Here is a 25,535-nt window from a genome sequence, read left to right as displayed (position 1 = left end):
TTAATGAAGTAAAATATGGAAGAACAAATATTATCAAAAAGTGAATTAGTTCAATTATTTGAAGACGAAGTTATTATTGATACAGATAAGGCTTGGTTGATGGATGGTAAAGAGATTGAAATAATTGCTTTACATGATGTTGAACCAAAATATTTACAAGACGTAACCAATGCTAAATTTTATAAAATAATACCTAAAGAAGAGGGGAGAAGATACTAATGTCACATTGTCCATACTGTGGTAAAAAGATTGCTATGAGTAAGGCTTTTTGTTCAAGAAGCTGTAAAGAGAACTATTTTCAATTAATTGCAATACAGGTACCAAAACCATTTTTAAAAAGAATTTTTGTTTTTTGTACTCCTGAACAAAGAGAAGTAGAGATTGAAAACTTTGGAAATAGACATGGCTGGAGAATTGATCTATTGCAAAAGAAAATTGAAGAATTGGCAATAGAATATGGATACATCGAGTCAAATTAGTCAGTTTTCTGACACTATCTTAAATGAATCAACACTATTATTTTTAGAACCAGATGAACAAATAAGAAAAGATACTTTATCAACTCTTGAGAAGGTTTTTAAAAAAGTTTTAGTTGGAAGTGATGGGAAGGAAGGGTTAGACCTCTTCCTTACTCATAAATCTGAAGTTGATTTAATCATAACTGATATTGATATGCCTAATCTTGATGGCATAGGATTTTTATCTCATGTAAGAGAAGAAGACCCCGAGATACCAGTTCTTATTTTCACAGTTTTTAATGATATTAATCAGTTAATAAAAACTATCAAATTAAAAATCACAGACTATATTGTAAAACCTATGCAGTTGAATACTACACTTAAAATAATGCATAAAATACTTGATGACATTGCAAATAAAAAAGTTGTAGAAAAACAAAGAAATGAGCTTGTTATCTATAAAGATATTTTAGATAAAGAAAATTTAGTTTCTGAAACAGATTTAAAAGGTATCATAACTTATGCAAATGATATTTTCTGTGAGGTTTCTGGATACTCAAGAGAAGAGCTTATTGGTAAACCACATAGTATAGTAAGACACCCTGATATCTCAAAAGAAGTTTATAAAGAGCTTTGGGAAACAATCCAAAATAAAGAGACATGGAAGGGTAAAATTAAAAATAGAGCAAAAGATGGCAGTACTTATTATGTACAGGCTACAGTTTTCCCTATTTTAGACAATGAAGGTAATATTGAAAAATACGTTGGAAGTAGATTTTTAATTACAGAGCAAGAAGAAGAAAGACATAAACTTAAAAAATATATCATGCATCAGAAGTCTCAAAAAGTAAAACATGAAAAGCAGCTACAAGAAGAGTTTCAAGATGCTGTACATGCTGCAAAGATGGAAACTGATGAAAAGATGGCTAAGTTTATCCAAGGTCTTAATGAGCAGATTAAAAGCCTTAGAGAAAAACATAGTGATGATAAAGGTAGAATCCTATCTTTAGAGAGAAAATATAAAGAGTCTAATGATAAACTAGACAATATGCAAAAAGCATATCAAGAAAAAGTAGAAAAACTTCATAAAACAGCTGTAATCTCTTTAGAGAAATACAATAGTTTCAAAAAGAAAAATGCTTTAATTACAGAAAAAATAGAGAAGTCGCAAGAAGCAATAAAAACTTTACAAAGTTATATTGATGAATATAGAAAGAAAATTGCTGATTTAGAAGATTTAATTGAGGCTTATGAGAAGCAGTATGGAAAGATTACCGTTAGGTAGTCTTTCTTTTTTTATCTATTACAAGTAAAACACTTAAACTTAAAACTGCAAAAATACCTGAGATTAGCATTCCCATTGTTAACCAGTCACTATAAATAAATCCTAATTGAACATCCGGTTGTCTAAAAATTTCTGCAATAATTCTTGCAATAGAGTATAAAACTCCATACATGATAGCTAATTGACCATCAAAGCTTTTTTTATTTCTAAAGTAGTAAAGAATAGCAAAGATTAATAAACCTTCTAATACTGCTTCATAAAGCTGAGAAGGGTGTCTTAATACACCATTTACATTAATAGCCCAAGAAACATCAGTAACTCTTCCTACTAACTCTTGATTAAAGAAATTCCCGATTCTTCCAAATACATATCCTGCACTAATACCAAGTACAGCAATATCAGCTAAGAACCAAAAAGATACTTTGTTCTTTTTACAAAAAAGAATTGAAGCAATTAAGAATCCAATAAAGGCTCCATGGTAACTCATTCCAGAAATACCAGTAAACTCTCCATTTATAAAAGGATTAAATATTTGCCACGGATGAGTTAAATAATACATAGAATTAGGGTCATAAAATATAATATAGCCTAATCTAGCTCCTAAAATAACTCCTATTTCAACCCACCAAATATATGAGTCAAAAAGGTCTGATGAAATAGGTAGTTTATCTTTTTTAATAAGCCATTTTGCTACAAAGATTGCAGAAAGTAGGGCAAGGGCATACATAATTCCATACCAATGTACATCAATAGAACCTAAACTTACTGCAACAGGGTCAAAATGAGAATATATATTTTGCCAAAAATCCATTAGTCTAAAGCTTCTGCTATAAGTTCAATTGGGTTTTTAAACTCAACATCAACATCAGCTTGATGTAAAGAGTTTGTTATTTGCATTCTACAGGCAGAACATTCAGCACTTACAATTTGTGCTTTCGTATCTTTAATCATTGCTGCTTTTGGAAGTCCTGCTGCTTTTGCAAAGTCATATTTTTCAGTTTGCATAGTAACTCCACCAAATCCACAACATCTATTAGAATCACTCATCTCTTGTAGATTATAGTTTTGTTTTAATAGATTTCTTGGTTCTTGCCATACACCTTGCATTTTTTTAGCATGACATGGATCATGGTAAGTAACTAACTCATCCATTTTCTTATCAGACTTAGCTAAGATATCTTTTAATTCAGTATTATTCTCAAGCCATTTTGTAGCCATAAATACTTTTTTAGATATTTTAGCTGCTCTTTCTTTCCATTCAGGTTGGTCATGTAAATAGTGTTCCCAATCTTGATTTATCATGGCAGAACATGTAGCTTCAGGAATAATAATAGCATCAACATCATCAATCCAAGACTCAAAATATTCAATATTATGTTTTACTAAGAAATCTACTGTATCAAATGCTCCTGTAAAGTATGCAGGTGCACCACAGCATAATTGTTTCTTAGGAATAAAAATATCAAGTTCAAGTTTTTTAAGAATTTTTACTAAAGAATCACCAGTTTTTGTATATGTGTAGTTACTCATACAACCAATAAAAATAGCAACTTTATTTTTTTTCTCTTCTACTTGTTTTTTATGTTTTGCAAAGATAGTCTCTGGATACTTATTTAAAAATGATTTAGAATCAGCATAAGGTAAAGCTCTATCTTTTTTTACAATAGGTAAAGAAAATCTAGGAAGTGCTGATTTTTTCTTTTCATTTATTTTTAAAGCACATGTTTGGAACATCCATCCAAGTTTTGATAAAAAGTCCATAGTTTTTCTATGTCTTAAAAGGAAGAAGAATAGTCTTTTATACCAAGCTATTCCATATTTTTGAGCAATATCACTTCTAACTTGTTCGATAATCATATCAGTTGGTAAGTCATTTGGACAAACTTCAACACAGTTCGTACATAAGAAACATGACTCAAAAATGTCTTTTGCATTTTTATCAAGTTCTAATTCATCTCTTTTATATGCACCCAATAAATCAATAAAACCCCTAGGTGATGTTGCTTCATCTTGGTTAATATTAAAAATAGTACATACAGGTTTACATTTACCACACTTCACACAATCGTCTGAAATAGCAGTGTAATCAAATTTTTCCATAGCCACTTTTATAACCTTAGTTATTAGTTTAAAATATATTATATTTATTAAATTGTGGGGATTATACTATAAAAAGTGTTAAGAGTTAGTGAATAATTTGAAGAATTTCTAAGACTAAATTGTCTTAGAAAATCTTCTTTTATTTTCAGGAATTTTATTTAAATATGCATCAAATGGCATACAAATATTTCTAATAAGCATCGTTCCTGTTTGCGATACTTGGATTTTATCTTCTGTGATTTCTACAAGCTCAGCCTCAACAAACTCATTTAAAGCTTCAATTGCATCATCAAAGTATTCATTAAAGTCTATTTTGAAGTTTTCTTCAACTCTTTTAATATTTAAAGAGAAGTTACTCATAAGTTCCATGATTACATATTGTCTTAAAATATCATCATCACTTAATTTATAACCTTTGAAAATTGGTAAATCACCATTATCAATTGCAGCTTCATACTGTTTTAAGTCTTTGAAGTTTTGTGCATAATAATCAACACCGTTTCCAATAGAGGTAACACCAATCCCTATTAAATCAGCACCACCTTTAGTTGTATAACCTTGGAAATTTCTGTGAAGCTCACCTTTTTCAATAGCTTTAAATAGTTCATCTTCTGGTTTTGCAAAGTGATCCATTCCAACCATTTTATAACCATTTGTTGTAAAAAATTCAATAGTATCTTTTAAAATCTCTAATTTCTCTGATGGAGGAGCAAAAGTTGATTCATCAAACTTTCTCATTGTTTTCATAAGCCATGGAACATGAGCATAGTTAAATACTGCTAATCTATCAGGATTTAACTTTATAACTTTTTCAATAGTTTCATGGAATGTTTTTTTGTTTTGGTGAGGAAGACCATAAATTAAATCGATATTTATAGATTTAATTCCAGCTTCTCTAGCGATATTCATCACATTTTGAGTAGTTTCGTATGGTTGGATTCTATGAATAGTTTTTTGAACCTCTTCATTTAAATCTTGTACACCAAATGAAAGTCTATTAAAGCCACCAGCTTTAAGTACATCCATATGTTCTTTTGTAAAATATCTAGGGTCTACTTCACAAGAAATTTCAGCATCAGAACTAAAATTAGGGAAAACCTCTTTAATCATAGAGATTACTTCTTCTAATTGTTCAGGTGAGAAGAATGTTGGAGTTCCTCCTCCAAAGTGCATTTGAGTTACTTCTCTAGAAGTATTTAGATGCTGTTTTAAAATATTTAACTCTTTTTGTAAATACTCTAAATATCTTACTTTTTTATCCTCTTTAGATGTAAAAATAACATTGCATCCACAAAAATAACAGGCAGATCTACAAAAAGGTAAATGTACATATAAAGATAAGTTTCTATTACTATCTTGGTTTTTAAAATACTCTTTTAAATCTTCTTGTGCAAAGCTTTCAGAAAACTCAGGAGCCGTAGGATATGAAGTATATCTAGGTCCTGGTCTTGAATATTTTTCAAATTTTTTAAAATCAATCATTATTGTTCTTTTTTTCTTAAGTTGTGAAGCCAAACCATTACACCTTTTTGTGCGTGTAATCTATTTTCTGCTTCTTCAAAAACTAAACTATCTTGACCTTCAATAACATCTTCACTTACTTCATAACCTCTATAAGCAGGTAAACAGTGTAAGAATTTTGCATTTTTGCTACCTAGTTTCATCATAGCATCATCTACAATATAGCCATCAAAATCTTTTAATCTTTGTTCTTTCTCTTCTTCTTGTCCCATAGAAACCCAAGTATCAGTTGTAATAACTGTAGCATCTTTACAAGCTTCTTTAGGGTCATTTCCAATAGAGATTTTTGCTCCTGATTCTTTTGCAAACTCTAAAGCATCATTTAAGATGTTTTCATCTACTTCATAGCCTTTTGGTGTAGCAATTCTAAGCTCAAATCCAAGTTTAGAAGCTAACATTAACCAAGAGTGAGCAAGGTTGTTTCCATCTCCAATATAAGCAACAACTAAATCTTTATCTAATCCTGCTTCTTGGATAGTCATATAATCAGCCATAAGTTGTACTGGGTGATACTCAGTTGTAAGTCCATTTATAACAGGAACTTTAGAATATTTAGCAAACTCTTCTATTTTTGATTGTGCAAAAGTTCTAATCATAACCATATCAACCATACTAGACACAACCCTTGATGTATCACTCATAGGCTCACCTCGTCCTAGTTGAATGTCATTTGATGATAAGAATAGTCCTACACCACCTAGTTGATAAATACCAACTTCGAAACTAACTCTTGTTCTAGTACTTGATTTTTCAAAAATCATTCCTAGAGTATTTTTTGGCATATAGTCTTTAAATACACCTTTTTTAGTCTCATTTTTTATTTTATGTGCTAATTCTAAAATTTCTAATATTTCTTCTTTTGAATAATCTTTTAATGTTAAAAAATGTCTCATCGGGTACCCCTTTGTAATAAAAGCACAAATTATATATTAAGTGCCTTTACTTTAACTTATATTGTTTTATTTTTTCTTTGGCATTTGCTCTAAGTATTTTTTATATTTAATATCTTCAAGCTTTTCAATTTTTGCGTTAACCTCATCAAGCATCTCTTTTTTATATTCAGATACTTTTTTTCTAACTTCTTTTGATTTTACACCAATCATTTGTGCAGCTAAAATACCTGCATTTTTAGCTCCATTTACTGCAACAGTTGCAACTGGAACTCCACCTGGCATTTGAACAATTGATAATAAAGAGTCCATACCTTCTAAGTTTGAACCTTTAACTGGAACTCCTACAACAGGAAGTGCAGTCATTGATGCAACCATACCTGGTAAGTGTGCTGCTCCACCAGCTCCTGCGATAATAACTCTTAGTCCTCTTTTTTCTGCTTTTGTAGCATATTTAACTAATCTCTCTGGTGTTCTATGTGCTGAAACAATTGTTACTTCATACTCAATACCAAATTTTTCACACATATCAGCTGCTGCACTCATAACAGGTAGGTCTGAGTCAGACCCCATAATAATTCCTACTAATGGTTTATTTACTGATTGGCTCATACTTTTTTGCTCCCTTTAATTTTTAAAATATCTTTTGCTTTGTTAGCTTTTTCTAATGCTACATTAATATCATCATCTAAAACTGTGATATGTCCCATTTTTCTAAATGGTTTTGTAAATGACTTTCCATAAAAGTGGAAAGATAATTCAGGAATTTCAAGTGCATCATGAATTCCATCAATAAATGGTTCCCCTTCATAACCTTGCTCTCCTAATAAGTTAACCATAACAGCAGGAGAAATAAGTTTTGTAGAACCTAATGGTAAGTTTGTTACAGCTCTGATGATTTGTTCAAACTGTGATGTTGCACATGCTTCTACTGTATAATGACCTGAGTTATGTGGTCTTGGTGCGATTTCATTTACTTGAATTTCTCCAGATTTTGTTAAGAATAACTCAACTCCAAAAATACCAACACCATCTAAAGCTTCAATTGATTTTTTACAAATCTCTAAAGACTTCTCTTCAATCTCTTTAGAAATTCTTGCAGGAGCCATTACTGAATCACAGATGTTTACTCTTTCATCAAAAAGCATCTCAACTACTGGGTAACATTTCATCTCACCTTCAATGTTTCTAGCAACAATAACTGCAAGCTCTTTATCAATGTCAACCATTTCTTCAATAAAAGATTCTGTTTGAAGTGCTTTTGTATCTGCATCTTCTTGAGATTTTAATACTTGAACACCTTGTCCATCATATCCACCAAGTTTTGCTTTTTGTACAACAGGGAAACCAAATGCACCTAAATCTTCTTTTGATTTTACATCTTTGTATGCAGGTACTGGAATACCTTTTTCATCTAAAAGTTTTTTTTGTTCATATTTATTTTGAATTAATTCCATTACATATGGAGAAGGATGAATATTGTGACCATTGTCATATAACTCTTTTAAAATAGAAGTGTCTACATGTTCTAATTCAAAAGTTGTAACATCACTTTCTTGAACTAATTGTTCTAGTTTTTCTTTATCATAGAACCCACCCATGATATGTTTATCTGAAACTTGAGCTGCAGGACAGTTAAATGTTGGGTCTAAAATAGTTACGTGAAATCCCATTTTTTTAGCTTTTTGAGACATAATCTTACCTAATTGTCCACCACCAATAATTCCAAGCTTTAAACTAGAATAGTTAAAGTTTTTATCCATTAATCTTTTCTCCATTAATTTTTTGTGTAAGTAAATTAAACACTTTTCATAACTTTTTGTTTTCTTAAAAGGCAAATATTATATCTAAAAGTTGCTTTTTATAAAATGAAAAAGATTTGAATTAGTTATTTATTTGTAAAACACGATTATATAGTCTAAGTAGTGACTTTTTTGTGACATTTTCAATTATTATTTTTTAAGTACGAAAGCTTTAATATTGCTATCGTGAAAGGTAAGAAAATGGTAAATAAAATATTAAAAAGAGATGGAAATTATGAAGATTTTCATTCCTATAAAATTAAAGATGCAATAAAAAAATCTTTTAAAAGTGCACATACAACTTTTGACTCATCTGTTTATTTTAATGTATTAGCTGTTATAGAGCAAAAAAGAGTAGTTGCAGTTGAAGATATCCAAGATATTATTGAAAATGAACTATTTAAAGCTAGATACTTTGACGTAATGAAATCCTTTATGCTTTACAGACACTTACATAAACTACAAAGAGAACAAGTCTTAGGATTAGAAGAAGATACCACATATATAAACTCTACACAAACAATTGAAGAGTATATAAATGGAAGTGATTGGAGAATTAAAGCAAACTCTAATACAGGGTATTCTCATGCAGGGCTTATAAACAATACTGCAGGAAAAGTTATAGCAAACTATTGGCTTGATAAAGTATACTCTAAAGAAGAAGGTTATGCCCATAGAAATGCTGACTATCATATCCATGATTTAGATTGTTTAAGTGGATATTGTGCAGGTTGGAGTTTAAGGGTATTACTTGATGAAGGTTTTAATGGAGTAAGAGGAAGGGTTGAAAGTACTGCTCCTAATCATTTTAGAGAAGCTTTAGGACAAATGGCAAACTTTTTAGGGATTTTACAAAGTGAATGGGCAGGAGCTCAAGCTTTCTCTTCTTTTGATACTTATTTAGCTCCTTATGTTTTTAAAGACAAACTATCTTTTGAGGATGTAAAGAAAAATATTAGAAGTTTTATTTATAATCTTAATGTTCCAGCACGTTGGGGACAAAGCCCTTTTACAAACGTAACTATTGACTGGACGGTACCAGAGGATTTAAAAGATCAAATTCCAACTAAAAATCAACATCATCTTTTTGAAGGTATAAAAGATGATGAGTTACTTCAAAGAGCAAAAAATAAGGGCTTTGAGTCTTTAACTGAAATGACATATAAAGCTTTCCAAAAACAGATGGATATGATAAATAAAGCTTATTATGAAGTTATGACAGAAGGTGATAAAACAGGACAACCTTTTACTTTCCCAATTCCTACAGTAAATATTACAGAAGATTTTGATTGGCATGGAGAAAATACTGATTTATTATTTGAAAATACAGCAAAAATAGGAAGTTCATACTTTCAAAACTTTATAGGAAGCCAATATACTAAGGATGAACAAGGAAACCTAGTACCAAATGATAAGGCTTATAAACCAGGTCATGTTAGGTCTATGTGTTGTAGATTGCAATTAGATTTAAGAGAGCTTTTGAAAAGAGGTGGTGGACTTTTTGGAAGTGCAGAGATGACAGGAAGTATAGGTGTAGTTACAATAAATATGGCAAGACTAGGGTATTTATATCAAGGAGACAAAGAAAAGCTTCTTGAAAAGCTTGAAGAGTTAATGGATTTAGCAAAATCAACTTTAGAAAAGAAAAGAGTTTTTGTAAATGAAATGTATGAAAGAGGGCTATTCCCTTATACTAAAAGGTATCTTCCAAACTTCAATAATCACTTTTCTACTATTGGAGTAAATGGTATCAACGAGATGATATTAAACTTTTCTCAAGAGGAGTTTGATATAGCCCATAATGATGGAATTGTTTTTGCCCATGAGATTTTAGATTTCATGAGAGAAAAGATGGTTCAGTACCAAGAAGAAACAGGAAATCTATATAACCTTGAAGCAACACCTGCTGAAGGAACAACATATAGATTTGCAAAAGAAGATAAGAAAAGATATAAAAATATTTTACAAGCAGGTTTTGATAAAAATATTTACTATACTAACTCTTCTCAACTTCCTGTTGATTATACAGAAGATGTTTTTGAAGCTTTAGATTTACAAGATGATTTACAAGGAAAATATACAGGTGGAACAGTTTTACACTTGTATATGAAAGAGAAACTTTCAAGTAGTGAAGCTTGTAGAAAATTAGTTCAAAATGTTATATCAAATTATACTTTGCCGTATATTACAATTACTCCTGTTTTTTCTATTTGTCCTAAACATGGGTATATAAATGGGGAGTATGAATATTGTCCAAAATGCGACCAAGAAATCTTAGATGAGGAGTTAAAAAATGCAGAGCTTAGAGCTTAAAAAACTACAAGAAAAGCGTACAAAATGTATAGTGTATACTAGGGTTATGGGTTACCATAGACCAGTTGAAAGTTTCAATATTGGTAAAAAAGGTGAACATAAACAAAGGGTTAAGTTTCTTGAAAAAGATCATTTATAGTATTACACCTTTTACTACAATTGACTATAAAGACCATCTTTCATGTATTGTTTGGTTTATTCACTGCAATATGCAATGTCAGTATTGTTATAACTGCAATATTGTTAGTGCTAAAAGTGGACAATATATGTTAGAAGACTTATACAGTTTTTTGAAAAAAAGAGTAGGGCTTCTTGATGCTGTTGTGTTAAGTGGAGGGGAAGCTACTATTCATAATTTGTTACCTATTTGCAAAGAAATAAAAGAGTTTGGATTTAAAATAAAGCTTGATACAAATGGTTCAAATCCAAAACTTTTAGAGACACTTTTAAAAAGAAATTTGTTAGATTTTGTCTCTTTAGATTTTAAAGGAACAAAGGAAAAATTTAAAGATATTACTAAAAGTTCTTTGTATGAAAGATTTATTTCTTCATTAAAACTTCTTACAAACTCTTCAATAAATTATGAAGTAAGAACAACTTTACATAGAGATTTATTAGATGAAAAAGATATAAATAAAATGCAAAAAGTATTAAATGAAAATGGTTATAAAAAGACCTTTTACATACAAAATTTTTTAGAAGAAGAGAATTTTGCAAACTTAGAACAAAGTAGTACAAAATTTGATTGTTCTAAACTTGATAAAACTTTAGATATCAGTTTTAGAAATTAGATATCCTTGTCCTGATATATTTAAAATAAGCTCTTTATTCGTCTTTTGTCTTAATCTTTTTACAAAGGTTCTAACTCTTTCATCAGAAACCTCATCTTCTTCCCAAAGTATGTTTTTCATCATATCTGTTGATACAAACTCTTTTGAGTTTTTTATAAGTAAAGAAATAAACTCTTTTTCTCTTTTACTTAACTTGATTAAAACGTCATTTTCAAATAAGTTTTTACTGTTTACATCAAAAGAGAAGTATCTATTTAGACAAATAACTCTTTGTTTATTTATTTTTTTTGCAATTTTAACTAGATACTCTAATAACTCTTCAGGATCAAAGGGTTTAATAAAGTACTTAGAAATACCTACATCTATGGCTTTTAAAAGCTTCTCTTTCTCAGAAAAGGCACTTAAAACTATAATAGGAGTATCTTCATTTATCTGTTTTATCTGCTTAGTCATATCCAAACCATCAAGATTAGGCATCATAATATCTGTAATAACAATATCGGGACTTAGCTTTTTAAACTTTTCTAGACCTTCTACTCCATTTTTTGCAATAGTATAAGAGTAAAAGTATTCAGAAATTGCACTTTTTAATAGTTTTGAAATATTCTCTTCATCTTCTACACATAAAACTTTTAAATCTTTTAATATATTTTCTTGCACTTATTTCTCCAAAGGAAGTTTAATAGTTATATTTATTCCATCATTATAGTTATCTAAAGTAATTTTACCATTTAGACTCTTTTCAATAATCATTTTTGACATAAAAAGTCCTAATCCTGTTCCATTTGATTGATGTTTTGTAGTAAAGTATGGTTCAAATACTTTATCTAATGTTTTTTCTTCTATTCCACCTGCATTATCTTTAAACTCAATAATTGCATAACTTTTATCTATAAAGCTTTTAATAGATATTTTCTTTTTTGTTTCTTTATCTTTAAATGCATCTGTAGAGTTTTGAAGAAGATTTATAATAATTTGAGAAAGTTCATTGGAAACTCCAAAAATATCTATTTTTTCTAAATGAGTTTCTATTTTTATACTGTTTTTTTCTAACATTTTCTTTGTTATTGCCAATGCTTCTTCTATGGAAGATTTTAAACAAAACTCTTCTTTATCTTTATTGGGGTTAAAAAAGTTAGAAAAATCATCAATTGTTTTAGACATATTATTTATTATTTCTAAGGACTCTTTGTAGTAGGCATCTATCTCTTTAGTATTCTCTTTTTTAACAGCTTTTTTTACGTTAAATAGAGTTAATGTAAGCTCTGTTAATGGTTGTCTCCATTGATGGGCAATATTAGCAAGCATTTGTCCTAAACTTGCCATTCTTGATTGCCAAAATAGAAGTTTTTGTTTCTCTTCGTTTTTTTCAATCTCTTTTGCAACCCTATGTTCTAATGTCTGGTTTAGCTCCAGTAGTTTTGCAGTTTGTTCTTTAACTTTTTCTTCTAGGGTTTTATTTAGAAGATTTAACTCTTTATCTTTTTGTTCTAAATGTTTTTTTAGTTCTACTTCTTGTGTAACATCATATCTAATAGCAATGAACTCTTTGATGTTTTCATTATCATCTAAAATAGGTGTAATTGTAGTATTAAGATAAACAGTTGAACCATCTTTACATAGATTTTTAACAGTAGTCTTATAAGGTTTTTTTGAAAGAATAGTATTCCAAAGAAGAGTAAAATTCTCCTTTGGAACATCAGGATGTCTTACTATATTGTGATTACTTCCAAGAAGCTCCTCTTTTGAAAAGCCAGAGATTTTACAAAACTCTTCGTTTACAAAAGTGATTATTCCATTGATATCTGTTTTTGATACAATGTTTGAGTTTTCAATGGCTTCTTGGTAAGTTTGACTCATAATATTAGTTTTTATTTAAAAGTTCACAAGCCTCTTTTGCATGATATGTAATAATTAAATCAGCTCCAGCTCTTTTAAAACTAGTTAATGTTTCAAGCATAATTCTTTCATAATCAATAAGTCCAGCTGCTCCTGCATGTTTAAGCATAGCATACTCACCACTTACATTATATGCACAAATTGGAAGATTAGAGTTATTTCTAATATCTCTAATTACGTCCATAAAAGATAATGCTGGTTTAACCATTAAGATATCAGCACCTTGTTTCTCATCTTCTAAAGACTCTTCAATTGCTTCAAGTCTATTTGCTGGGTTCATTTGATAAGTTCTTCTATCTCCAAATGAAGGAGTTGACTCAGCAACATCTCTAAATGGTCCATAATAAGCACTTGCAAACTTAGTAGAGTAAGCCATGATTGGAAGGTCTTCATATCCATTTTCATCAAGAGCTGTTCTTAAACACTCAATAATTCCATCCATCATTCCTGAAGGTGCAATCATATCAACACCAGCTTTTGCATGAACAATCGCTTGTTGTGCTGAGATTTCTAATGTTTTATCATTATTAACTGTTCCTGTTTTAGGATCTAAAATTCCACAATGACCATGGTCTGTGTATTCGCAGAAACAAAGATCTGTAACTATAAACATATCAGGGAATTTTGCTTTAATAGCTTTAATTGTTCTTGCGATAATACTTTCATCACATAAACATTCACTACCAACTGAGTCTTTTACATCAGGAATTGCAAATAAAATAATTGAATTTAATCCAATAGTTCTAATATATTCACACTCTTTTAAAATTTCATCAATACTCATTTGGAATACACCTGGCATAGATTGTACTTCAGTTTTGATGTTTTCACCTTCTCTTACAAATAGTGGATATATAAAATCATTTGCTGTAAGAGTTGTTTCTTGTACTAGATTTCTTAGAGTTTCATTAATTCTTAATCTTCTGAATCTTTTAAACATAATATTTACCTTTATTAGCTATAATCTCGCTATTTTAACAGTTTAAGGTTTAAAAAGATATGAATATAGAAAAATCAAATATTGCTAACCTACCTACAAAATACGGAAAGTTTAAAATAAGAGCATATAAACAAAATAATCAAGAACATTTAGCGATTATGAGTGAAAATTTTGAAAATTTAGAATCTCCATATGTAAGAATTCACTCTGAATGTTTAACTGGTGATACACTAGGAAGTTTAAAGTGTGATTGCCAAAATCAACTTGATTTATCTCTTAAATTTATTTCAAAAGAGGGTGGTTTAGTTATTTATCACAGACAAGAAGGAAGAAACATAGGTTTATTAAATAAAGTAAATGCCTATGCCTTACAAGACCAAGGAAGAAATACTATTGAAGCTAACTTAGAGCTTGGATTTGGAGAAGATGATAGAGACTACTCTGTTGTTGATGAAATCTTTAAAGATTTAAATTTAAAGAAGATAAAACTTATCACAAACAATCCTAAAAAGCTTTCTTATGTTGAGTCTTTAGGTGTTGAGATAGTAGAAAGAATACCTGCTATTACAAAGACTAATGTGCATAATGAACATTATGTAAATACAAAAAAAGAAAAAATGGGACATATGTTTTAATGCTTCAAGCTATTGATTTAGAAAAACTAAAAATAGACAAAGAGTTTTTTAATAGATGTGAAACTTTTATTTCATTACTTCAAAAGTGGGGTAAAGTTCATAATTTAAGTGGAAGACTTACAAAAGAAGATATTGAGGAAAATATTATTGACTCAATAACACCTTTAGAGTTTATAGATGATTATGAAAGTTTTGCAGATATTGGAACAGGTGCAGGTTATCCTGGACTTATTTTAGCTATGGCAAGAGCAGATAAAAAGTGTTATTTAATAGAACCAAGACAAAAAAGAGTTGCTTTTTTAAATTTTGTAAAAAATAGTTTAGGTTTAAAAAATGTAGAAGTTCTTTGCAAAAGAGTTGAAGAAGTAGAGGGCTTAAAAGTAGATTTAGTTACTTCAAGAGCAGTTACTAATACAAAACTTCTTTTAGATATCACTTCAGAAATCTCTACAAAAGATACGAAGTTTTTATTTTATAAAGGTTCTTTACTAGAAAGTGAAATTGAAGAAGCTAAACTAAAAGATTGTATCATTCAAAGCAGAAAAGATAGAAACTATTTATATTTAAAAGGTAATGTATGATATTAAAGATTTTAGCTGCTGCAGTAGTACTTTTTTTGATTTATATTGTGTTATTCAAAAAAGGTAGAGAAAAAGAAGTAAGTAAAGACAGAAAACCGAAAGAAAAAATTGAAGATATAATGGTTGAGTGTCCAACTTGCAGTACTTATGTTTCAAAAAAAGAAGCTATTTTAAGCAATGGAAGATTTTTTTGCTCAAAAGAGTGTTTATTAAATAAATAGGAGATAAAATTGATTTTAATTGGTGATAACTTAGTTCCTTCAGAAAATTTAAGTTTTATTGATTCAATTGCAGATATTGAATACACTATTGCTAACTCAACAGTTGTTTTTAACTATGATGAAAATCTTCTATTGTATAGTAGCAAAAATGATATAGAGTTTGCAGTTGTTGTAGAAAACTTAACACAGGCTATTTATTGTAATGCTTTAAATAGTAAATATATTATTTGTGAAAAAAGACTTGCAAAGAATGTTCAAAAAGTAGCAGAAAACTATATTTTTGACTCAAAAGTTTTAGCAATAATCGAAGACTCTAATGAGATTGAAAAGATTGCTTTAAATGAAATAGATGGAGTAATATACTCAAACTTATTGGATAAATAAATGAAAGAAATATTAGATGTTATCGTTTTAGTTCTTTTTGTGTTTTTTGTTTTTATGTTTATTAAAGGCTTTAATCAGCAACAAATTGAAAAACATAAAAATAGAATGAATCCTTCTGAAGAACCTGAAGAAAAAGAAAACGAGACTAAAACAAAAAACTAGAAAAGCTCCTTAACTGCCCATTAAGTTTCTTTCTGTACCCTAGAAGAACATACTTAATAAAAGGAGTTTTATGAAAATAGAATATGATACCGAATACGAAGCGGGGCAAGATAATCTCAAAGCTTTTGGGATGGATATGCACAACCCTGTCTTCTTTATTAGTGCACTGCTGATTCTTTCTTTCGTCGTAATAACTATTATTTTCCCAACATCATCAAAAGAAATCCTAGGTGGAATGAAAACCTGGTCAATCAACAATTTTGACTGGTTATTTATGCTAGGTGGTAATATTTTTGTACTGTTTTGTATAGCATTAATATTCTCTCCATTGGGAAAAATACGATTAGGTGGTAAAAATATAAAACCAGAATACTCTAGATTATCATGGTTTGCAATGTTATTTGCAGCTGGTATGGGAATAGGACTGATGTTCTGGAGTGTTGCTGAGCCAGTTGCATATTATACTGGTTGGTATAAAACACCACTTGGAGTTGAAGCAAATACGGAACAAGCTGCTGATTTAGCTATGGCTGCAACTATGTATCACTGGGGAGTTCACCCTTGGGCTATTTATGGAGTAGTTGGATTATCACTGGCATTTTTTTCTTATAATAAAGGTTTACCTCTTACCGTTAGGTCTGCTTTTTATCCACTTTTAGGTGAAAGAGTTTGGGGTTGGCCAGGTCATATTATTGATTTACTTGCAGTATTTGCAACTATTTTTGGTCTTGCTACTTCTTTAGGACTTGGAGCTCAACAAGCAAGTTCTGGACTGAGCTATCTTTTTGATATTAGTGCTGGAATAAATACCCAAATTGGAATTATTATATTTGTTACATCCATTGCAATCATTTCTGTTGTTAGAGGAATAGATGGAGGTGTTAAGTTATTAAGTAATATTAATATGTTTGTTGCAGCAGTACTTCTAGCTTTTGTATTTATTGCAGGTTCTACACTTGATATTTTTACAGGCATCTTTTCAACAACTGCAAACTATGTAACAAATATTGTACCTTTAAGTAACTGGGTTGATAGAGATGACTCTACATGGTTTCATGGTTGGACTGTATTTTACTGGGCATGGTGGATTTCTTGGTCACCTTTTGTTGGAATGTTTATAGCAAGAGTATCAAAAGGTAGAACTGTAAGAGAATTTTTAATTGCTGTTTTAGTAATACCTACTTTAGTAACTATTGTTTGGATGGCTACTTTTGGTGGTTCAGCATTAGATCAAACAATGAATAATGTTGGTGCCTTAGCAGATGGAATTACAAAGGTTCCTTTAGCAATGTATCAAATGTTAGAGAATCTACCTTTAACAACAATAACATCATCATTAGCAATTATTTTAGTTCTTGTTTTCTTTATCACTTCTTCTGATTCAGGTTCATTAGTTATTGATTCAATAACATCTGGTGGTAAAGTTGATGCTCCAGTTCCTCAAAGAATCTTTTGGGCAACAATGGAAGGTCTAATTGCAGGAGCTCTTTTATATATTGGAGGGAAAGAAGCCTTAGATGCTTTACAAGCAGGTTCTATCTCTACTGGACTTCCATTTACTATAATATTAATCTTTATGTGTATTAGTTTATTTAAAGGACTAAACACAGAAATCAAACTATATAAATAGTTTTTATTAGGAGATTTGACTATGTTAAATCTCCTATCTTACTAACCAAAAAATAAGCCTTCTTTCGATAAAATATCTACTTTTTAAGATAAATATACTCTCATACAGTTTACTAAGGAAGAATAGATGAATAAACCATTATTAATAGAGATTGGTGTAGAAGAATTACCAGCAATCCCATTTTTAAAAGAATTACCAAATATTGAAAAGAAATGGGCAAAAATATTAGAAAAAAATAGATTATTATGTGATTTTGACTTTTTTTATACACCAAGAAGATTAGTATTATGGCATAGAGAATTTCAAGTTAAGCAAGAAGATTCAGTTGAAGAGATGTTTGGTGCTCCTGTAAAAATTGCATTTAAAGATGGAGAAGCTACTCCTGCTGCACTTGGTTTTGCAAAAAAATGTGGTGTTAGTGTTGATGAACTTGAAAGAAAAGACCAAGGTAGAGGTGAAGTTCTATATTATAAAAAAGAGGTTTCAGGAATTGAAGCAAAAGATTTACTAAATGATATGGTAAATGAGTTTATTTCATCTTTAGATTTTGGAAAATCAATGAGATGGGCTAGCAGAACTGATAGCTTTATTAGACCAATTAGATCTTTAGCTATTCTTTTAGGTGAAGAAGTAGTTGAGGCTGAACTTTTTGGAGTTAAATCTTCTAACTTCTCATTTGCACACAGAATGGTTTCATATGAGCCTTTCACTTATGATTTTGCAGGTGATTACTTCTGCAAACTAGATAAGAATGGTGTTATTCTTTACCCAGATGAAAGAAGAAAAAGAATCTTAGAACAAATGAAAGAGATTGAAGCTTCAAATGGTGTAAAAATTGATATTGATGAAGAGTTATTAGAAGAAGTTGTTGCAATTACTGAATATCCAACGGCTTTAATTGGTAAATTTGATGAAGAGTTTTTAGAGTTACCAGAAGAGGTTATTGTAACTTCAATGAAAGAACACCAAAGATATTTTGCTGTTTATAAAGATGGTGAGCTAACAAACAACTTTATCGTTGTATCAAACTCTAAAACTGAAGACTTCTCTCATATTATCGCTGGAAATGAGAAAGTACTTAGACCTAGACTTGCAGATGGTATGTTCTTCTGGAAAAATGATATTGCAAATGGACTTTCAAATGAAGGACTTAAGAAGTTAACTTTCGTAGAAGGTTTAGGGTCTATGTATGAAAAATGCGAAAGAGAAGCTAAAATAGCTACATTCTTAGCAGAAAAACTTGGTGAAGATAAAGAATTAGTACAAAAAGCAGTAATGCTTTCAAAAGCTGATTTAATGTCTGAAATGGTATTTGAGTTTACAGAACTTCAAGGACTTATGGGATATTACTATGCAAAAATTGCTGGTGAGAAAGAAGAAATATATACAGCACTAAAAGAGCAGTATTTACCAGATGGAGAGGATTCTGACTTACCATCAACTACATTCTCTTCTATTGTAGCACTTTCATATAAACTTGATAACTTAATGGGACTATTCTCTGTTGGAAAAATTCCTTCAGGTTCAAAAGATCCATTTGGACTTAGACGGGCAGCTGCTGGTATTGTAAAAATTGCAATTGAACATAAACTGGCAATTGATTTAGAAGAGATCATTGATGCACTAGCTTCTAACTATAAAGGTTTAGAAAAAGCAAAACTTGTAGAGTTCTTCAATGAAAGACTATTTAAGATCTTTGATGTAAACCCATCTGTATTAAAAGCAGTATTAGGTTCTGAAGAGAGTGATATTTTTAAAATCTCTCAAAAACTTTGTGCTTTAAATCCTATAGTATTAAGTGATAACTTTAAAGAGTATTCTGCAACATTTAAAAGAGTTGCAAATATCATTAAAGATTTAGATATTAACTCAGAATTAGCAGTTAACGTAGAGCTTTTTGAAGATAAAGAAGAAAAAGAGCTTTATGAGGCATTTAATAGTGTAACTTCAAAAGAATACTTAAGCTATGAAGAAGAGTTAGATGCTTTATTTGCTTTAAAGCCACAACTTGATAATTTCTTTGATAATGTTTTTGTTAATCATGAAGATGAAAACATTAAAGCAAATAGAAAAAATATTATTGGTAAAGTTTATCAAGCATTCAAAGAAATTGCTGATATTAAAGAGATTACAATTTAATAGGAGACCAAAATGAGAGCTTTTTTATTAGGTTTAGGTGTACTTTTTATATTTAGTGGTTGTGCAACATGGAAAGGGGTTAAAAAAGACTCTTCTGATGCATGGGAAGCAACAAAAAAAGGAACTAATAAAGCTTACAAAGCTACAAAAGAAGCTATTAACGAAGCAACTGAAGACTAATCCTAGTTTTCTTCCTTTAAGGGGATTGTTATTGTAAAACAAGCCCCTTTATATTTCTTATCTTGAAAATATTTCTCTTTATTACTTGCAGTTATTTTACCTTTAAATAAAGACTCAATCATTTGTTTACAATTGTATAAATCTATTCCTTTTCCAATAGATTGATGTTTTGTTGTAAAGTAGGGCTCAAATATTTTATCTTGAATTTTTTCATTGATACCCATGCCACTGTCCTGTATCTTTATAAAGATAAGATTGTTTTTAGTTTTTACATCAATGAATATATATCTATCAAAATCTTTTTCAAGTAAAACATCAATAGAGTTATTTAAAATTTGTATAAATACCTGTACTAATCTTGTCTCATTTCCAAAGTATGAGATATCTTTTTCTATATTTTCAATTATAGATATGTTTTTATTTTCAAGCCTATGAGCTAGTAGCTCTTTTGCTTTATTAATAACTTCGTTAAAAGTATAATAAGTATTTAATGATTCATCAAAAAAGTCTCTAAAGTTTTCAATTGTATTAGATAGATAGTTTGAGTTTTTTAGTATTATATCAATGCTTTCTTGTAGGTCTTCATCGCTTAGGTTATTAAAATCTTTTTTGAGCCTTAAGCCACTTGTACATGTAGTTATAATAGACAAAGGTTGTCTCCATTGATGGGCTATATTATTTAAAATTTCTTTCATAGTAAGGTTTTTAGAATGTTCTGCAATAATAAGGTCTTGCTTTTTACTCTTTTTAATAGCAGCATCTACTTGTTTTGATAAACTATTATTTAACTCTTTTAATTCATGTTCTTTCTGTTTGTTATATCGAATTGAAGGTATTACAATTAACACAGCTTCTAGAAGTATTGTTAAAAGTGTTCCAAGTAGAATAAATAGTTCCTGTTTCATAAGTTTTTCTATTTTCTTATCACTTTCTACTTCAAACTGTGTAACAGCATTGTCTAACCTTGGTAAAATATCATTAGAAAACTCTTCTACTCGTAATAGGTTTTCTTTACTTTTATTAGAAAGAAATTTATCGACACTTTTAAAATAGGCTTGTACATGAAAATCTAAATAGTTTGGTTTTTTAAAATATATATCTTTAATTTCATTAGAAGTTATGTTTGAAATAATAAATTTGTGATCTTCTTTCATTTGATTTAATAAATGTGCAGTTTTATCAATATAATCACTAGTTCCATTCTCAAAGCTTAGTTTTGCAATTAATGCAGTTCTTTGAGATAACATTCTTTGTTTACCAGTGATATTTATTATTTTAGCATATATCTTTTGACTAGATATCATTTGATTCATAGTTGAATAGGCAAAAAAAGCCCAAAAAACTAAAGATAAAAAGACTATAAAATAAACTAATGTTAGTTTTTTTAAGTTAAATAAATTTTTCATAAATAATTATAACATTATATATTAAAAAAAGTTTTGGATTTCCTTGTATAAAAAGTGTTCATATTCTAGTGGAAGCATATGTGAATCAGTATCTAAAGTTTTTAATTGGAAATTATCTTTCATTTCACATAGTTTATTAATAGGCTCTAAATTAACTAAAGAATCATTTGTAGCGCTTAAGAACTGAATAGGGCTAGTAACATTGATAAGTTCATCAAAAAGAGGTTTTCTTCTCATTGTTGCAAATAATTGTTGATTATAGACTTCTAAACCTAGCTCATCAAACATTTGATTTATTATATCAAGGTTTTCTTCATTTGTCTTATCTTCTAATAGTTGTGAAATAGCCATAAAGCTTAAAGAGTTAATGTTGTTTCTTTTTAATGTTTCTAACATCTTTTTTCGCTTTAGAATCTCTGTCTCTTTTAAAGAATCAATTCCTGAAGAGATAATTAATGCTTTATTTATTCTAGTAGGGTACTTAATAACATACTTTAAAGCTAAATATCCACCTAAAGAAAAGCCAACAAGGTTTATAGGTTCTTTATGTTTAGCAAAAGATATATGTAGTTGTTCTACCATTTCATCTATAGTGTCTTCTCTTGGGATATCAAATGTTTTGTAGTTTGTTAAATTCATTTTAGACCAAAGCTTTTCATTGCACATTAGTCCAGGTAATAGTAGTAATTGTTGTTTCATAAAGGGATTTTACATAAAAAGATATAAAAATGAAATAGAAAGAATAAAGTATTAAAATTTTTAGGAGGGAAATTCTATAGGATTTTTGTATAAAAAGTAATTCTATTTCATTTTTATTCGCAAAATGGAGCTGATGATAGGAGTCGAACCTACGACCTGCTGATTACAAATCAGCTGCTCTAGCCAACTGAGCTACATCAGCATACAAATAAATACCTTTATCAAAGTTTACAGTTAAACAATGGTAAGATAAAGGGAAAAATAAAGTGATGTCTACCAAACTTGACGATTTCAAGCTTTAACATGGTGTCAAGAGAGAGACTTGAACTCTCGACCTCCGGCTTATGAGACCAGCGCTCTAGCCAGCTGAGCTACCTTGACATAAAGACATCATTTATTAAAATTGGTTGCGGAAGCTGGATTTGAACCAACGACCTTCGGGTTATGAGCCCGACGAGCTACCGGACTGCTCTATTCCGCGATATGCTACTTAAAAAAGTGGCTGGGGTAGCAGGATTCGAACCTACGAATGCTGGTACCAAAAACCAGTGCCTTACCGCTTGGCGATACCCCATCTTTTTAAGTGCCGAAATTATAGTAAAAAATATTTTGTTTGTCAAGGGTTTTTAGAAAAAATTTTGAAATTTCTGATATAATATAAAAAATTCAAGAAATAATACTATTATGAAAGAGAAAATATGAATGCAATACAAAGAGTAAAAGAAGCAATAGAAGAGATACAAAAAGGTAACATGGTAATCATGTTAGATGATGAAGATAGAGAGAACGAAGGGGATTTAGTTTATGCTGCAGCATTAAGTACTCCTGAGAAGGTTAACTTTATGGCTAGTCATGCAAAAGGATTAATTTGTGTATCTGTAACAAAAGAGACAGCACAGAGATTAGATTTAAATCCTATGGTTAATTCAAATACTTCTTCATATGAAACAGCATTTACAGTTTCAGTTGATGCAGCAGATGCAGCAACAGGAATTAGTGCAGGGGAGAGAGATGATACTATTAAGATTTTAGCTAATCCTATTTCAAAAGAAGTAGAATTAGTAAAACCAGGTCATATCTTTCCATTAATTGCAAAAGATGGTGGAGTATTAGTTAGAACAGGACATACGGAAGGTAGTGTTGACTTATGTAAGTTAGCAGGATTAAATGGTGAAGCTGTTATTTGTGAAATCATGAAAGATGATGGAACTATGGCAAGAAGAGATGATTTAGATATCTTTGCTCAAAAACATGATATGAAACAAATTTATATCTCTGATTTAGTAGAGTATAGATTAAGCCATGAAAAACTAGTTGATGAAGTAAAAAAAGATGATATAGAGTTTTTTGGTTCAAAAGCTGTTAAAAGAGAGTTTAAAGATCATTTAGGGGATATTCATACTGTTATTCAATTTGGAGAGCCTCAAGAAGTAACTCATGTTAAATTCCATACAGTAATTCCTGATATTGATTTATTCTTAAATGATGAGAAATTAAACTCAATGCTAAAAACAATAAACTTTTTACAAGCAAAAGGTGGATTATTAATCTTCTTAGGACAAGACAAAGTACATAAAGAGTCTCAAAAAGATTATGGTATAGGAGCTCAAATCTTAAACTCATTAAATGTAAAGAAAATCAAATTAATGACAAGTGGGGGAAAACACTCGTTTGTAGGATTAAATGGATTTGGTTTAGAAATTATTGAAGAGATTCAAATAGAGTGTTAATACACTCTATTTGTTTTATTTATTTAGATTAATCTTGGTCCTGCTGACGTAAAGTCATAATCACTCTCTAAAGTTAAATACTTTTTAAAGTTATCAATATACATACCTGCAAGTTTAACAGCTGTTTCATCATAAGACTCTTTGTCTTCCCATGTGTTTCTTGGGTTTAGAACCTCAGTATCAACACCGTTTAGTGTTTTAGGAATTTCTAAATTAAAGATTGGAAGAGTTTCAAACTCTGAATTATTAATTGAACCATCTAAAATAGCATCAATACAAGCTCTTGTATTTTTAATACTCATTCTTGAACCAATACCATAAGGACCACCAGTCCATCCTGTATTTACTAAGTATACATTTACACCATGCTCATCTATTTTTTTACCAAGTAATTCTGCATAAACAGTTGGGTTAAGTGGTAAGAATGCTTCACCGAAACAAGAAGAGAATGTTGCTACTGGCTCAGTAATTCCTCTTTCAGTACCTGCAACTTTTGCAGTATATCCACTTAGGAAGTAGTACATTGCTTGTCTTTTATCAAGTTTTGATACAGGAGGAAGTACTCCAAATGCATCTGCACATAAGAAGATAATATTCTCTGGATGACCACCTCTCATATCAGGAGTATGGTTTGGAATATGATCAATTGGATAAGATACTCTAGTGTTTTCTGTTTTACTACCATCAGTATAGTCAACAACACCATTTTCATCGGCTACTACATTTTCTAAAATAGCACCTTTTTTAATTGCATTAAAGATATCTGGTTCAGACTCACCATCTAAGTTAATAACTTTAGCATAACAACCACCTTCAAAGTTGAATACTCCATTATCATCCCAACCATGCTCATCATCACCAATTAATCTTCTTTTTGGATCAGTTGAAAGTGTAGTCTTTCCAGTTCCTGATAAACCAAAGAATAGGGCAGTATCACCATCTTCTCCGATATTAGCAGAACAGTGCATTGGAAGTTTACCTTCTAAAGGTAACCAATAATTCATCATTGAGAATACACCTTTTTTCATCTCACCAGCATACCAAGTACCACCAATAAGTGCAGTGTTATCTTCTACATTAAATACAACAAATACTTCTGAATGTAAACCATGACTTACATATGCCATATCTACAGTTTTACAAGCATTATAAACAGTGAACTCTGGCTCAAAGTTTTCTAAATCCTCTTTTGGAGGAACAATAAACATATTTTGAATAAAATGTGCTTGCCAAGCTACTTCAGTAATAAATCTAACTGATTTTCTACTATCTAAAGAAGAACCACAATAAACGTCAGTTACATATAAATCTTTACCACCTAATTGTTTTTTAGCAACAACTTCTAAATCTTCATATACTTCTTTAGAAACTTTTCTATTAATATCACCCCATGCAATATATTTATTTGATGGATCTTGGTTAACAAAGAATTTATCTTTAGGACTTCTTCCTGTAAAAATTCCAGTATCTACCATTAACGCACCAGTAGAAGAGATTTTAGCTCCCTCATTTTCTACTGCGTGTTTCATTAAACTATCTACATCTAAGTTTCTATAAACTTTACCTACGTTTTCTAAACCAAGTGAGTCTTTAATTTCAGACATTTCCTACATTCCCTACTAATTAAAATTTTTAAAAAATTGATAAAAGTACACCAGCAGCTACGGCAGAACCGATAACACCAGCAACATTTGGACCCATCGCATGCATTAATAATACATTCGATTTGTCATATTCTTGTCCAACTTTTGATACAACCCTAGCAGCCA

28 protein-coding genes and 4 tRNA genes are annotated in these 25,535 nt (G+C 29.9%); 15 read left to right on the top strand and 17 right to left on the bottom strand.

Translation table 11 applies throughout. From position 1 onward, the window contains the following. The first annotated feature begins 15 nt into the window (after positions 1 to 15). Genes CRV03_RS10125 through CRV03_RS10115 form a run of 3 tightly spaced genes read left to right on the top strand, consistent with a single transcriptional unit; the run spans position 16 to position 1,743 of the window. On the top strand, positions 16 to 219 hold the full coding sequence (locus CRV03_RS10125) for a hypothetical protein (RefSeq protein WP_129085018.1): 204 nt from the start codon (positions 16 to 18) through the stop codon (positions 217 to 219). Beyond that, a complete protein-coding gene (locus CRV03_RS10120; protein ID WP_114839111.1) occupies positions 219 to 479 on the top strand; it encodes a DUF2116 family Zn-ribbon domain-containing protein in 261 nt (86 codons plus the stop codon). The genes CRV03_RS10125 and CRV03_RS10120 overlap by 1 nt, the downstream gene beginning before the upstream one ends. Beyond that, positions 457 to 1,743, top strand: a complete 1,287-nt coding sequence (locus CRV03_RS10115; protein WP_129085017.1) for a hybrid sensor histidine kinase/response regulator — start codon at positions 457 to 459, stop codon at positions 1,741 to 1,743. Before CRV03_RS10120 ends, CRV03_RS10115 begins: the two co-directional genes overlap by 23 nt. Here CRV03_RS10115 and lgt read toward each other — a convergent pair. The 6 genes from lgt to CRV03_RS10085 form a co-directional block, all read right to left on the bottom strand. After that, the gene (gene lgt, locus CRV03_RS10110) at positions 1,736 to 2,554 is read right to left on the bottom strand and encodes a prolipoprotein diacylglyceryl transferase (protein WP_129085016.1); all 819 of its coding nucleotides are present in this window, start codon (positions 2,552 to 2,554) and stop codon (positions 1,736 to 1,738) included. The genes CRV03_RS10115 and lgt overlap by 8 nt on opposite strands. Then, the gene (locus tag CRV03_RS10105) at positions 2,554 to 3,849 is read right to left on the bottom strand and encodes a (Fe-S)-binding protein (protein WP_129085015.1); all 1,296 of its coding nucleotides are present in this window, start codon (positions 3,847 to 3,849) and stop codon (positions 2,554 to 2,556) included. Before CRV03_RS10105 ends, lgt begins: the two co-directional genes overlap by 1 nt. 108 nt (positions 3,850 to 3,957) lie before the next feature. Next, the gene (hemN, locus tag CRV03_RS10100; RefSeq protein ID WP_129085119.1) at positions 3,958 to 5,325 is read right to left on the bottom strand and encodes an oxygen-independent coproporphyrinogen III oxidase; all 1,368 of its coding nucleotides are present in this window, start codon (positions 5,323 to 5,325) and stop codon (positions 3,958 to 3,960) included. Then, entirely contained in the window at positions 5,325 to 6,257 is a 933-nt protein-coding gene (gene argF / locus CRV03_RS10095) for an ornithine carbamoyltransferase (RefSeq protein WP_129085014.1), read from the bottom strand. Before argF ends, hemN begins: the two co-directional genes overlap by 1 nt. A 66-nt stretch (positions 6,258 to 6,323) precedes the next feature. Beyond that, on the bottom strand, positions 6,324 to 6,866 hold the full coding sequence (purE, locus tag CRV03_RS10090) for a 5-(carboxyamino)imidazole ribonucleotide mutase (protein ID WP_129085013.1): 543 nt from the start codon (positions 6,864 to 6,866) through the stop codon (positions 6,324 to 6,326). Continuing rightward, positions 6,863 to 8,017: a 5-(carboxyamino)imidazole ribonucleotide synthase gene (locus CRV03_RS10085; protein WP_258239061.1), complete on the bottom strand. Its 1,155-nt coding sequence runs from the start codon at positions 8,015 to 8,017 to the stop codon at positions 6,863 to 6,865. Before CRV03_RS10085 ends, purE begins: the two co-directional genes overlap by 4 nt. Positions 8,018 to 8,257: 240 nt before the next feature. On the opposite strand from CRV03_RS10085, the gene CRV03_RS10080 reads away from it, so the two are divergent. Genes CRV03_RS10080 through CRV03_RS10070 form a run of 3 tightly spaced genes read left to right on the top strand, consistent with a single transcriptional unit; the run spans position 8,258 to position 11,160 of the window. Continuing rightward, entirely contained in the window at positions 8,258 to 10,369 is a 2,112-nt protein-coding gene (locus CRV03_RS10080) for a ribonucleoside triphosphate reductase (protein ID WP_129085011.1), read from the top strand. Beyond that, a complete protein-coding gene (gene nrdD, locus CRV03_RS10075) occupies positions 10,350 to 10,508 on the top strand; it encodes an anaerobic ribonucleoside-triphosphate reductase (RefSeq protein ID WP_129008778.1) in 159 nt (52 codons plus the stop codon). Before CRV03_RS10080 ends, nrdD begins: the two co-directional genes overlap by 20 nt. Then, positions 10,489 to 11,160 carry an anaerobic ribonucleoside-triphosphate reductase activating protein gene (locus CRV03_RS10070; protein WP_258239060.1) on the top strand — a complete coding sequence of 224 codons (672 nt, stop codon included), beginning with the start codon at positions 10,489 to 10,491 and terminating at the stop codon, positions 11,158 to 11,160. Before nrdD ends, CRV03_RS10070 begins: the two co-directional genes overlap by 20 nt. Here CRV03_RS10070 and CRV03_RS10065 read toward each other — a convergent pair. Genes CRV03_RS10065 through hemB form a run of 3 tightly spaced genes read right to left on the bottom strand, consistent with a single transcriptional unit; the run spans position 11,137 to position 13,999 of the window. Continuing rightward, positions 11,137 to 11,820, bottom strand: coding sequence for a response regulator transcription factor (locus tag CRV03_RS10065; protein WP_129085009.1), 684 nt, complete (start codon positions 11,818 to 11,820; stop codon positions 11,137 to 11,139). The genes CRV03_RS10070 and CRV03_RS10065 overlap by 24 nt on opposite strands. After that, positions 11,821 to 13,020, bottom strand: a complete 1,200-nt coding sequence (locus CRV03_RS10060; RefSeq protein WP_129085008.1) for a PAS domain S-box protein — start codon at positions 13,018 to 13,020, stop codon at positions 11,821 to 11,823. Positions 13,021 to 13,024: 4 nt separating this feature from the next. Then, the gene (gene hemB, locus CRV03_RS10055; protein ID WP_129085007.1) at positions 13,025 to 13,999 is read right to left on the bottom strand and encodes a porphobilinogen synthase; all 975 of its coding nucleotides are present in this window, start codon (positions 13,997 to 13,999) and stop codon (positions 13,025 to 13,027) included. 59 nt (positions 14,000 to 14,058) lie between these two features. Between hemB and ribA the strand changes: the two genes are divergently transcribed. The 8 genes from ribA to CRV03_RS14115 all read left to right on the top strand — a co-directional run bounded on the left by ribA (position 14,059) and on the right by CRV03_RS14115 (position 19,931). Next, positions 14,059 to 14,634 carry a GTP cyclohydrolase II gene (ribA, locus tag CRV03_RS10050; RefSeq protein WP_129085006.1) on the top strand — a complete coding sequence of 192 codons (576 nt, stop codon included), beginning with the start codon at positions 14,059 to 14,061 and terminating at the stop codon, positions 14,632 to 14,634. Then, positions 14,634 to 15,215, top strand: coding sequence for a 16S rRNA (guanine(527)-N(7))-methyltransferase RsmG (gene rsmG / locus CRV03_RS10045; RefSeq protein ID WP_129085005.1), 582 nt, complete (start codon positions 14,634 to 14,636; stop codon positions 15,213 to 15,215). Before ribA ends, rsmG begins: the two co-directional genes overlap by 1 nt. Further along, on the top strand, positions 15,212 to 15,436 hold the full coding sequence (locus CRV03_RS10040) for a PP0621 family protein (RefSeq protein WP_129085004.1): 225 nt from the start codon (positions 15,212 to 15,214) through the stop codon (positions 15,434 to 15,436). Before rsmG ends, CRV03_RS10040 begins: the two co-directional genes overlap by 4 nt. A gap of 9 nt (positions 15,437 to 15,445) precedes the next feature. Continuing rightward, the gene (locus tag CRV03_RS10035) at positions 15,446 to 15,820 is read left to right on the top strand and encodes a hypothetical protein (RefSeq protein WP_129085003.1); all 375 of its coding nucleotides are present in this window, start codon (positions 15,446 to 15,448) and stop codon (positions 15,818 to 15,820) included. Next, entirely contained in the window at positions 15,821 to 15,982 is a 162-nt protein-coding gene (locus CRV03_RS14120; RefSeq protein WP_164968651.1) for a hypothetical protein, read from the top strand. Between the two features lie 70 nt (positions 15,983 to 16,052). After that, positions 16,053 to 17,612 carry a BCCT family transporter gene (locus tag CRV03_RS10030; RefSeq protein ID WP_129085002.1) on the top strand — a complete coding sequence of 520 codons (1,560 nt, stop codon included), beginning with the start codon at positions 16,053 to 16,055 and terminating at the stop codon, positions 17,610 to 17,612. A gap of 126 nt (positions 17,613 to 17,738) precedes the next feature. Then, the gene (gene glyS, locus CRV03_RS10025; protein WP_129085001.1) at positions 17,739 to 19,751 is read left to right on the top strand and encodes a glycine--tRNA ligase subunit beta; all 2,013 of its coding nucleotides are present in this window, start codon (positions 17,739 to 17,741) and stop codon (positions 19,749 to 19,751) included. A 12-nt stretch (positions 19,752 to 19,763) separates the two neighbouring features. Next, positions 19,764 to 19,931: a hypothetical protein gene (locus tag CRV03_RS14115; protein WP_164968650.1), complete on the top strand. Its 168-nt coding sequence runs from the start codon at positions 19,764 to 19,766 to the stop codon at positions 19,929 to 19,931. 2 nt (positions 19,932 to 19,933) lie between these two features. Here the strand turns inward: CRV03_RS14115 and CRV03_RS10020 are convergent, their stop codons facing one another. From CRV03_RS10020 to CRV03_RS09995, 6 genes are all read right to left on the bottom strand, one after another. After that, positions 19,934 to 21,337, bottom strand: a complete 1,404-nt coding sequence (locus CRV03_RS10020) for an ATP-binding protein (RefSeq protein WP_129085000.1) — start codon at positions 21,335 to 21,337, stop codon at positions 19,934 to 19,936. 21 nt (positions 21,338 to 21,358) lie between these two features. Further along, entirely contained in the window at positions 21,359 to 22,036 is a 678-nt protein-coding gene (locus CRV03_RS10015) for an alpha/beta fold hydrolase (protein WP_129084999.1), read from the bottom strand. A 125-nt stretch (positions 22,037 to 22,161) separates the two neighbouring features. Beyond that, positions 22,162 to 22,238: transfer RNA gene (locus CRV03_RS10010), tRNA-Thr, on the bottom strand. Positions 22,239 to 22,340: 102 nt separating this feature from the next. Further along, positions 22,341 to 22,417: transfer RNA gene (locus CRV03_RS10005), tRNA-Met, on the bottom strand. Between the two features lie 23 nt (positions 22,418 to 22,440). Next, positions 22,441 to 22,517 (bottom strand) — tRNA-Met (locus tag CRV03_RS10000). A gap of 18 nt (positions 22,518 to 22,535) precedes the next feature. Beyond that, a tRNA-Gln gene (locus CRV03_RS09995) sits at positions 22,536 to 22,610 on the bottom strand. Between the two features lie 124 nt (positions 22,611 to 22,734). On the opposite strand from CRV03_RS09995, the gene CRV03_RS09990 reads away from it, so the two are divergent. Next, on the top strand, positions 22,735 to 23,766 hold the full coding sequence (locus tag CRV03_RS09990; RefSeq protein WP_129084998.1) for a bifunctional 3,4-dihydroxy-2-butanone 4-phosphate synthase/GTP cyclohydrolase II: 1,032 nt from the start codon (positions 22,735 to 22,737) through the stop codon (positions 23,764 to 23,766). 23 nt (positions 23,767 to 23,789) lie between these two features. On the opposite strand, the gene pckA is transcribed toward CRV03_RS09990, so the two are convergent. After that, entirely contained in the window at positions 23,790 to 25,370 is a 1,581-nt protein-coding gene (pckA, locus tag CRV03_RS09985; protein ID WP_129084997.1) for a phosphoenolpyruvate carboxykinase (ATP), read from the bottom strand. Between the two features lie 28 nt (positions 25,371 to 25,398). Beyond that, positions 25,399 to 25,535, bottom strand: a 137-nt coding sequence (locus tag CRV03_RS09980; RefSeq protein ID WP_164968626.1) for a sodium ion-translocating decarboxylase subunit beta, incomplete at its 5' end; no start/stop codon positions are given.

Origin of the sequence: Arcobacter sp. F155, assembly GCF_004116455.1 — a bacterium.
Taxonomy (GTDB): domain Bacteria; phylum Campylobacterota; class Campylobacteria; order Campylobacterales; family Arcobacteraceae; genus Halarcobacter.
Note: the sequence above shows the minus strand (reverse complement) of the source record. Positions and strands in the feature narration are given on the sequence as shown.